This window comes from Amycolatopsis orientalis DSM 43388 (assembly GCF_000411975.1).
Classification (GTDB): domain Bacteria; phylum Actinomycetota; class Actinomycetes; order Mycobacteriales; family Pseudonocardiaceae; genus Amycolatopsis; species Amycolatopsis orientalis_D.
In genome coordinates this window covers 1-9619 of record NZ_ASXG01000143.1, presented here as the reverse complement: position 1 = coordinate 9619, position 9619 = coordinate 1, and the positions used below count along the sequence as shown (strand labels likewise).

The window sequence follows — 9619 nt, the reverse complement described above, 5'->3', positions numbered from 1 at the left end:
TTCCCGCCTTGACAAGCACCCACCGCCCGTCAGCACAATCAAGCTTCGGGGTGCCCCACGCACTCACTCAAAAGCAATGTCGCCCGCCAGGGCGACGAGCCGCCGTCACACACTCACCACCACATCATCCCCCACCACCCGAACCGGAACCCCCGTCAACCCGACCCTCCGGTCCGCCGGATGCCGCCCGGTCAGCACATCGAACTCAAACCCGTGCCAAGGACAAACAATATTCCGATCCGCCGGATGAAATGCAGGCCCAGCACTCTTCCGATCCTCCCGAACCGGCTGAACGGTCCGCGGCATGATCTTCCCCTGGCACACCGGCCCGCCCTGATGCGGGCAAACGTTATGCCAAGCCCGCACCTCCCCGGCGTGGAAGTAAACCCCCACCTCCAGCCCGTCAACCTCCACCACGATCCGCCCCCGCTCCCGGAGATCCGCGAGCCCAGCGACCACAACCTCCCGCCGCACCGCGCTCATTCGGCCCTCCGATACCAGATCGCCATGTCGAATAGATTCACATCCGCCGCGTCCAGCAACGCGGTCACCAGAACCACCGTCTCGGTAGCCGTCAGCGCATCCTCGCGAATCGGCCAGGAAATCTTCCCCACCCGATCAGTCTTGGCGGAGAACAACCGAGCCGCCGCGTACAACAGCTCAGCGATCTCTTCGTCGGCAACGGCCGAAGCCCGGTCCTCCGCGACGATCTCCGAGGTCATCGAAGTCACTCGAGACACCAGCGACGCAAGTTCAGCAGTCATGATCACGAAACCCCGGGACGCTCACGGAGCACGCTCTGCGCAGCGGGCTTCCGGCGATCAACAGGAAGATTGAACACCCGAGCAGCGTTCAGCCCAAGAATGTTCCGCTTGGCCTGCTCGGACAAAAACGGCAGCCGGGTGATCGTCGACGGCGCGTCCCAATCCCAATGCGGCCAGTCCGACGAATACAGCAGCTGCGTCTCCGCGTTGAACGCCTTCATCCCGGCCTCCAGCAATTCCATGCTGGTCCGCTCCATCGGCTGACTCGTGTACCACATGTCCTTCATGTACTCGCTGGGCAACCGAGTCAGCCCAGGCGCCTCGCTGGGACGCATCAGCACCTCGTGGTCGAGCCGTTGCATCAGGAACGGGATCCACGCCAGCCCGCTCTCCACCCACACCATCTTCAGCCGGGGGAATCGCTCCGGCATCGCATTGACGATCCAGTTCGTCACATGAATCTGGTTGTAATGCGTGAACGACAACGCGTGCATCGACAAGAACCGGTTCAGCTGCGCGAAAGACGGATCGCCCCAGTGGTATCCGGAATGGAAGGCGAGCGGCTTCCCGCTGTCCTCGATCAGCTTGTACAACCGCGTATAGACATCCGAGTGCACCGGGTTGTTGCGCGTCGAGCACACCGTGTATCCGATGATCCCGGCATTGTCCGCGTACTTCTCGACCAGCTCTTCGCACACCTCCGGCGTGTTGTACGGCAAGTACAGCATGCCCTTCAGCCGATCGTCCTGCGGCAGCACGACTTCGGTCAGCCAGCGGTTGAACGCCCGCCCGAGCACGACCTCGATCTCGTCCTGCGGATGCATGCCCAGCAGCAGCATCGCACTGGGGAACACGACCTGGTAGTCCAAGCCCATCGCGTCCATGCCGCGCCGAGCGGCCGCGACGAAGGGATGCCCGGACACCCCGTCGAGCGGCTCCTTGCGGCCCTGATGCCCGATCCGTCCGCCCACGCTCTGGTGCGACATCCCAGGCTGGATGTTCAGCAACGCGTTGTTGCCGGCGAACTTGCCGAACTGGTCCATCCCGATCTGGCGCCACACGTCGTTGTCGATGAGTTCCAGCACCTCGCCCCAGAAATGGTCTTCCGAGACGTGCGCGTCGATGTCGACGATGAAATAGTCGTCGTACTCGCGTTCGGCCTGTTTGGTCGCGTGGGCGAGCACGTCGCGGGTGTCGGTGCGCCCGCCGATCTCGGCGAGTTCCCGCATCCGCGGCCCGTCGGAACGAGGAGCGGTGAGGTCGGGCACGGATTCTTCCCTTCGTCCGGCGTCAGCGGGGCGCGACGGCGGCATCGGTCATCGTGGTCAGGTAGTCGTCGTCCGCCGGGGCCGCGTTCTCGTGCGGGATGACGACCGCGCGGTCCGGGCTGACCGCGAAAGTGTGTTCCTCGCCCGCAGTCGGGACGGATTCCGCGGACAGTTCGGCCGTTTCGGTGCGCACCCGCATCGGGAGACCGTCCGCGCGGACGAGGAGGTTGACGGCGCTGCCGAGATAGGTGGTGCGTTCGACAGTTCCGCGAAACGCACCAAGAACGCCGGTGCCCTCCGCGGACAGCCGGGCATGCGCCGCGCGGAACGCGATGTCCGCCCGGTCGCCGATCGAAACGTCGCCGGTCGCGATCCCGGAAAAGACCAGCGAAGCGTCATCGACCCGCACGTCGGCCGTTTTCCCGTGCACCCCGGTGACAGTTCCGGGCAGGATGTTCTGAAAGCCCATGAAGTCCGCGACATACGCCGAATTCGGGCGGTCGTACAGGTCGCTCGGCGTGCCGGACTGGACGATGACGCCCTCGCTCATCACGATGATCCGGTCGGACAGCGTGATCGCTTCCTCCTGGTCGTGCGTCACGTAGACCGACGTCGTCTCGAACCGGTTGTGCAGCGAGCGCACCTGCTGGCCCATCTGGTACCGCAGTTTGCTGTCCAGATTGGACAGCGGTTCGTCGTAGAAGATGATCCCGGGCCGGGCGGCCAGCGCACGAGCGAGTGCCACCCGCTGCTGCTGACCGCCCGACAAAGCGGTGACCGAACGCTTCCCGAGATCGGAGAGGCCGACCGCGTCCAGCATTTCCTGCACCCGCTGCGCCCGCTCCCGACTGGGCATCCGGGCGACCTTCAACGGATACGCGACATTGTCCGTGACGCTCAGGTGCGGCCAGAGCGCATAACTCTGGAACACCATGCCGACCCGGCGTTTGTCCGCCGGCACGAAGGTGCGCCGCGCGGTGTCGACCACGACCCGGTCGCCCATGACGATCCGGCCCGCGCTCGGCCGCTCGAGCCCGGCCAGGCAGCGCAACGTCGTGGTCTTGCCGCAACCGGAGGGGCCGAGCAGCGTCACGAACTGTCCCGACTCGATCGTCAGATCCAGTTCGTGCAGCGCCGCCTTCGCGCCGTACTTCTTGGTGAGTCCGGATACCTGGACCTCGGTCATCGTGACCTGCGCTTTCTCTTCGGCCGGGAGGCGAGCAGCTACTTCTTGAACGCCTGCGTGATGAAGTCGAAGTACGGCTTGTTGAACGCGGGGTCGGGGTTGGAGAACGGCAGCCGCGGCAGCTTGTCCAGCGACGGCAGTCCGGGCGGGCCGGGCGCGGTCGGCGTACGGCCGTAGGAGTTGTCCTTCTCCGCCAGCGCTTTCTGGCCTTCCGGCGAGTACAGCCAGTTGACGTACAGCTGCGCGGCCGCGGAGTCCGGCGCGTCCTTGATCAGGCACAGCGCCGAGCGCGCCATGTAGTTTCCGCCGTCGTCGAGCGGGAACACCATGTCGATCGGCGCGCCCTTCTGTTTCTGCGCCTCGAAGTAGCCCTGGTACACCGCGATGCCGACCGGGAACCGGCCGCTGGCGACGTCGGTGGGCACCATCGGCTCGGATTGGGAGATCTGCAGGTCCTGCGCGGCCAGCTGCTCCAGGTAGGAGCGGCCCCACTTCTTCTCGTTCTCGGGCAGCATCAGCGATTCGAGGATGTACCGGATGCCGCCGGGGACGGTCATGTCGCCGACCGCGATCTTGCCCTTCCACTTCGGGTCGAGCAGGTCGTGCCAGTTCTTCGGCGCGTCCTTCTTCTGCACCTGGTCGGTGTTGTAGACGAAACCGAAGTAGCGCAACGCGAAGTAGGTGAGCTTGCCGTCGTTGTCGGTCGGGACCTTGAACCCGGGGTCGGCGGTGCGCACTTCCGCGGGCGTGCAGATGTTCGGTTTCGCGGCCGCCTGCGGGGATTCGCCGCCGACGTAGATGTCCGCGATCCGGTGCCCGCTCTGCGCCTCGGTGTCGAGCTTGGTGAGGATCTGCGCGTCCGCCTGGTCCTGCGGGAGCAGCTTGATCCCGGGGAACCGCTTCGTGAACACGTCGTTCAGCGCCTGGTTCGCGGTCACCCCGGGCCCGTAGAGCACGAGCTGGGTGTGGTTGGCCGCGAACGCCTTGTCGTACAGCTCGTTCATGTATTTGTTGGCTGCCGCGGACGCGCCGGGGACCTCGACTGGAGTGCTCGACTTGGTCGCGCCCGCCGACGCGCAGGCGGTGAGCGAGGCGAGCAGGCCGGCGGTGAGCGCCAGCGCCGGTGCGCGCAGTTTCGTGCGGGAGAACTTCATTGTTCTTCCTCTCGGGTCAGGGGGTGAGACGGGAGAGCGGGCCTGGGGAACGGTCGCGGCCGAGGAGCCGGCCGCCGAGCTTGACGGACGCCGCGGCCAGCGCGAGGACGACGAACGCGGCGAGCAGGATGATCATGAACAGTGCCGCGCCGCGGGACATCTCGCCGGTGAGGAACTGCTGGAAAGCGGTCAGCGACACGGGTTCCAGGCCGGGCGGGGCCAGCAGCATCGGCACGGCGAGGTTGCCCGAGATGAACAGCGCGGAGAGGAACCAGCCGGCCAGGAAGCTCGGGACGACCAGCCGCAGCACGATCGTCACCAGCACGCGTCCCGCGCTCGCGCCGGACATCCGGCCGGCCTCCTCGAGTTCGGGCGACAGCTGGGCGAGCGCGCCCTCGGCGATCCGGCTGGACACCGGGATCGTGGCGACGATCAGCACGAGCGTCATCAGGAACGACGAACCGTAGAGCCCGCGGAAAGCCGGGAGGTAGAGCACGGCGAACATGTAGGCGAGGCCCAGCACGACACCGGGCAGCGCCCACGGGATCCAGACGGCGAACGAGGTGTAACCGCGCAGGAATCCTCGGCGCCGTGCGGTGACGTAGGTGGTGAGCAGCGCGATCGAGATCGAGCCGAACCCGCCGACGACCGCCAGCCACGCGGTGAGCGCCAGGCTCGAGCTGAACTGCGGGTCGGTGAGCATCGTGACGTAGTTGTCCAGGGTCAGCCCGGTGCTCATCACCCCGAAGATCGGCTGGAGGCTGCCGAGCACCATCGCGAACAGCGGCAGCAGGAAGTTCAGCAGCACCACGACGACGATCAGCGCGGACAGCACCCACCGGATCGGGCCCAGCTCCTGCGGATCGCGCCGCGACGTCTTGCCGGTGAGCGTGGTGAAGCTGCGGCCGCGCAGCATCCAGCGCTGCGCGAGGAACAGCAGCAGCACCAGCAGGATCAGCACGAGAGACAACGCGAACGCCTTGGTGTACTCGGCCGGCGCCTCGTCCCGGACGTAGTGGTAGATCTGCGTCGAGAAGACGTAAATGCCCGCCTGGCGGCCGATCAGCTGCGGTCCGTCGAACGACTGGAACACCAGCACCGCGATCAGCAGGGCCGCGCCGGTGATCGCCGGGCCGACCGAGGGAATGGTGATGGTGAAGAACGTCCGCACCGTTCCGGCTCCGCTGATCGCCGCGGCCTCGTCGAGCGACTGGTCCCGGTTCTTGAACGCGCCGAGCAGCAGCAGGTAGGCAAACGGCAGGTAGCCGAGCGAGGTCAGCAGGATCAGGCCGCCCCAGCCCTGGATGTTGATCAGCGGGCCGTGCGCGCCGAGCATCCGGCCGAGCTGGTTGAGCAGGCCGTTCTGGGCGTTGCCGAGCATGATCCAGCCGAGGGTGTGAAACAGCGGCGGGACGAAGAGGTTGATCACCATGATCGGCGTGAGCAGCTTGCGGCCGGGCACGTTCGTGTTGGCCGCGATCCAGGCGAACAACCCGCCGCCGGCCACCGAAAGCGCGCCGCACACGACGACCAGCACGATCGAATTCCAGAGCGTCTGCCACGTTTCCGGAGCCTCGAACGCGGCGAGCAGGCCGCTCATCGTGAACGGCATATTGTCCGAGGGAAGCCCGTCGCGGAAGGCGCCGAGCACGATCATCGCGACCGGATAGACGAAAATCAGCGTGAGGCCGGCGAGCAGGGTCGCTTTGAGCACGCCGCCGGTCACCGAGCGGCGGCGCGAGGCCCGCCGGTCGTGCTCGAATAGGCTCTGCGTCACTGCAGTCGTTCCTTCCTGCGAGCGGCCGGTTGCCCGCCGCGGGGACGAACCGCTCCGTCCGTCCTGCCGGTTAGCGTATGAACTCGGGTGCGGCGGCTCATCGAGCGGCTCTCCGAAGTCCTACCGGTTCCCTCCGACACGGTGTCGGAGGGAACCGCTGATCAGGTCAGGGCGGCGAGCACCGCGTCGTTCTCCTCGGGCAGCCCGATCGTCACGCGCGCCCCGCCCGCCTTCGGGAACGGCCGGGCGAGCACGCCGCGAGCCTCCAAACGGGACAGCAGCTCGGCGGCATCCCCCGGCAGGAAAAGGAAATTCGCCTGACTGGGCACGAACGCGACGTTCGCCGCGGTCAACGCGGCCTCGACGCGGGCGCGCTCGGAGACGATGACGGCGGTTCTTTCCTTGGCCACCGCCATTCCTTCCGCGCTCAACGCCGCGATGACCGCCGCTTCGGCCACGCTGTTGAGCGCGAACCCGACGGATGTGCGGCGCAACGCTTCCGCGATCCGCGGTGCCGCCGCGGCATAACCGACGCGGACGCCCGCCAAACCGTGCGCTTTGGACAGTGTCCGCAGCAGCACGAGATTTTCGAACTCGTCGAGCAGTCCGACAGTCGCGTCCACTGGTTCGGCGGAGACGAACTCGCGGTACGCCTCGTCGACCACCACCAGCACGCGCGACGGGACGCTTTTCAGGAAGTCGCGGATATCCTCGACCCCGCGCATCCCGCCGGTCGGGTTGTTGGGATTGCAGAGGTAGACAATGCGGGTTTCCGGGCCGACAGCGGCGAGCATCGCGTCGAGATCCATCGCACCGTTCGCGTCGAGACCGACCTCTGTGGACTCCGCGCCGGCGAGCGAAAGCGCGGCCGCGTACGCCTCGAAGGACGGCGCCGGGCGGACGCCGTGCACGCCGGGTTCGCAGACCAAGCGGGCGAGCGCGTGCAGCAGCGTTCCGGAGCCGTTGTCGATCGCGATCCGCCCGGCGTCCAGACCCATCGCGTTGGCGACGGCCGCGCGCGCCGCGGCGCGATGGTAATCGGGGTAGCGGTGGGCGTTCCGGGCCGCTTCGGTCATCGCGGCGACGATGTGGTCGGCGGGAGCCCACGGCATTTCGTTCTGGGACAAGCGGATCGGCGGCTGCGCACCGCGGGACGAGCGATCGGGGGCGGCGAGCACGCGGTCGACCACACTGCGGAGCTCCAGCAGCATGCATCCTCCTCAAGCCGGACGATTAACTGTAATGAATATACATAATTCTGAGCGCGTGTACATCCATCAAGTTCTCCGGCTTGAGAAATCAGGAGCGCCGGGCCGCCACCGCGGGCCGGCGGTGCCGCGAGATCGCCGACTCCGCCAGCTCGTGGTCGCGCTTCCGGACCGCCTCGGCGAAGTCGAGGTGCGTCCGCAACCGCTCCTGGGTCGTCGGCGCGGTGACGCCTTCGAGCCGCGCGGCGATGATGTAGTCGACGAGGTTCGTGTACAGGCTGCGCAACAGTTCGTTCGGCGATACCTGCGCGATGCGCGCGTGCAGCGCCCAGATCGCCGTGGCCGCTTCGGCGGAATCCCAGGCCGCCTTCAGCGTTTCGGCGCACGCTGAGATATCAGCGATGTCCTCGTCGGTCGCGTTCTCGACCGCGTCGTGCAGCACCGAACCGTCGAGCGCGTCCAGGACGCGCAGGCAGTTCTCCACGGTCGCCTTTCCCTCGCGGAGCTGCAGCAGCTGATCGCTCAGGTGCGTGAACGGCGAGCGCGTCGCGACGAAGATCCCGCCGCCCGGACCCGGCTTCGCGTCGACGATGCCGCGGGCACGCAGCAGCTGGATCGCCTCGCTCAGCGTCGCCGGGGCGACCCCGAAGCGCGCCATCAGCTCCTGACGGCGGCCGACGAAGTGCCCGGCGCTCCAGCCCTCCGAGACGATCTCGTCCTCGAGCGCGCGAGCGACCTGTACGGCGGCGGCGGTGTTCGTGATCTGCGGCAAGGGTCCTCCGAAGTGCTCGTTCCGGTGACGTCGCCGACGCGGGTCACGCGTAGTGACAGATTAGAGGCGCACCGGAACCCCGAACACCCGGCATCGTCTATATTGATTGTAGACATTAGACGCTGGCGTCACCAGCGCGGCACGCACCGTTGCCCCAAGGAGCCCCTCTTGCCGGTTTCCGCCTCGATCCTCGCCGACTCCGCCGCCCTCCGGCCAGACCTCGTCGCACTCCGCCGGGCCTTGCACGCCCGTCCCGAAGCCGGGTTCGCCCTCCCCCGCACCCAGCGAGCGGTATTGACCGCACTGGCCTCGCTCGATCTCGAAGTGACGCCCGGTCCACCCGGCTTCACCTCGATCGTCGCGATCCTGCGCGGCGCCCGGCCCGGACCGTCGGTCCTGCTCCGCGCGGACATGGACGCGCTGCGCGTCACCGAGGAGACCGGACTCCCGTTCGCCTCCCGGACGCCCGGTTTGATGCACGCCTGCGGCCACGACCTGCACACCGCGGCACTCGTCGGCGCGGCGAAACTGCTGAGCGCGCGCCGCGACGAGATCGCCGGCTCAGTGGTCTTCATGTTCGAACCTGGCGAGGAAGCCGGCGGCGGCGCACAACGATTGATCTCCGAGGGAGTGCTGTCCGGCGTCGAGGCGGCCTACGGCATCCACGTCCTGCCCGGCCGCGCGGGCGTGTTCACCACCCGCCCCGGCTCGGTCATGGCCGGGGCCAGCAGCCTGACTGTCCGCGTACTCGGACGCAGCGGCCACGGTTCGCGCCCGCACCAGGCGGTGGACCCGGTGCCCGCCGCGGCACAGATCATTTCGGCGCTGCACACATATGTCACCCGCCGGTTCCCGGTTTTCGATCCCGTCGCGCTGTCGGTGACCACAATGCAGGCGAGCGAGATCATCAACGCCATCCCCGACGAAGCCACACTGGGCGCGACGATCCGCGCGCTTTCCCCGGAGAGCGTGGAGATCCTGGCCCGCGAACTGCCGTCCCTGACGTCCGGAATCGCGTCCGCTTTCGGTTGCCGAGCAGAAACGGAGTTCCGCTCGGTCTACCCAGTCACCTCGAACGCCCCCGAAGCAGCCGCGCGTGCGCTAACCGTGCTCAGCGACCTTTTCGGCCCAGAACGAGCGGTGCCACTGGAGCACCCGATCATGGCGTCAGAAAGCTTTTCCGCAGTACTGAACGAGGTCCCCGGCGCCTTCCTCTTCCTAGGCACCACCCCAGCAGGAACCGACCCGGACACAGCAGAAATGAACCACTCCCCACGCGCAGTCTTCGACGACAACGTCCTGCCCGACCAAGCAGCAGCACTGGCAACCCTAGCCCTAAGCCACCTACACCACCCTTAAAAAAAAACCGCAGCCAGAGCACCCAACCCACCCAGGCACCCACACCACCCCCGCACCCCGATGCGAAGCCAAAAACACGGCGCGGGGGTGCTTGTCAAGGCACGCTTTCCCGCCTTGACAAGCACCTCCGC

Annotated in this window: 9 protein-coding genes; 1 reads left to right on the top strand and 8 read right to left on the bottom strand. The window is 67.1% G+C overall.

What is annotated here, in order from left to right; all coding sequences use genetic code 11:
• Positions 1-105: 105 nt before the first annotated feature.
• From L942_RS28890 to L942_RS28855, 8 genes are all read right to left on the bottom strand, one after another.
• A complete protein-coding gene (locus L942_RS28890; protein WP_037366584.1) occupies positions 106-483 on the bottom strand; it encodes a Rieske (2Fe-2S) protein in 378 nt (125 codons plus the stop codon).
• Entirely contained in the window at positions 480-722 is a 243-nt protein-coding gene (locus L942_RS28885; protein WP_235079461.1) for a hypothetical protein, read from the bottom strand. Before L942_RS28885 ends, L942_RS28890 begins: the two co-directional genes overlap by 4 nt.
• Positions 723-766: 44 nt before the next feature.
• Positions 767-2032, bottom strand: a complete 1266-nt coding sequence (locus tag L942_RS28880) for an amidohydrolase family protein (protein WP_235079459.1) — start codon at positions 2030-2032, stop codon at positions 767-769.
• Positions 2033-2054: 22 nt separating this feature from the next.
• Entirely contained in the window at positions 2055-3218 is a 1164-nt protein-coding gene (locus tag L942_RS28875) for an ABC transporter ATP-binding protein (RefSeq protein ID WP_037366582.1), read from the bottom strand.
• A gap of 38 nt (positions 3219-3256) precedes the next feature.
• On the bottom strand, positions 3257-4372 hold the full coding sequence (locus tag L942_RS28870) for an ABC transporter substrate-binding protein (protein ID WP_037366580.1): 1116 nt from the start codon (positions 4370-4372) through the stop codon (positions 3257-3259).
• A gap of 16 nt (positions 4373-4388) precedes the next feature.
• On the bottom strand, positions 4389-6149 hold the full coding sequence (locus L942_RS28865; RefSeq protein ID WP_037366579.1) for an ABC transporter permease: 1761 nt from the start codon (positions 6147-6149) through the stop codon (positions 4389-4391).
• 161 nt (positions 6150-6310) lie between these two features.
• A complete protein-coding gene (locus L942_RS28860) occupies positions 6311-7360 on the bottom strand; it encodes a pyridoxal phosphate-dependent aminotransferase (RefSeq protein ID WP_037366577.1) in 1050 nt (349 codons plus the stop codon).
• Between the two features lie 88 nt (positions 7361-7448).
• A complete protein-coding gene (locus L942_RS28855) occupies positions 7449-8129 on the bottom strand; it encodes a FadR/GntR family transcriptional regulator (protein WP_037366576.1) in 681 nt (226 codons plus the stop codon).
• 168 nt (positions 8130-8297) lie between these two features.
• Between L942_RS28855 and L942_RS28850 the strand changes: the two genes are divergently transcribed.
• The gene (locus L942_RS28850) at positions 8298-9488 is read left to right on the top strand and encodes a M20 metallopeptidase family protein (protein ID WP_037366575.1); all 1191 of its coding nucleotides are present in this window, start codon (positions 8298-8300) and stop codon (positions 9486-9488) included.
• The last annotated feature ends 131 nt before the right edge of the window (positions 9489-9619 follow it).